General features: G+C 64.6%; 1 pseudogene. It reads right to left on the bottom strand.

The features are described 5' to 3' along the window. Positions 1–30 precede the first annotated feature (30 nt). Positions 31–243: pseudogene (locus tag ACQG3P_RS20455) on the bottom strand (hypothetical protein); the annotation flags it as partial. Positions 244–257: the final 14 nt, after the last annotated feature.

Below are 257 nucleotides of genomic sequence, written 5' to 3'. Positions count from 1 at the left end.
CTGCCACTACAGGCGGTTGACAGCGGCATGCGCCAGGCGCACGTCCGGGGTCCACTGGTCCAGGTCGCGCATCTGCCCCACCGACCGGCCATACCCGTGGGGCACGCCGTGGACCCGGAACTTGGCCGCCGCGCCACCGTCGGTGTCACAGCGGCTGAAGCCGGAGGTGGTATAGTACGCGGTGATAGAGGTAAGCGAAAAGTATCCGAAGTCGAAAACGGCTTTTACAGACACGCCGTAGGTCTAGTACTCCGGCG

This window comes from Stenotrophomonas sp. SrG (genome assembly GCF_050031795.1).
In the GTDB taxonomy this organism is placed as follows: domain Bacteria; phylum Pseudomonadota; class Gammaproteobacteria; order Xanthomonadales; family Xanthomonadaceae; genus Stenotrophomonas; species Stenotrophomonas rhizophila_A.
The sequence above is the reverse complement of the archived record's forward strand: the minus strand, read 5'-3'. Positions and strand labels throughout refer to the sequence as shown.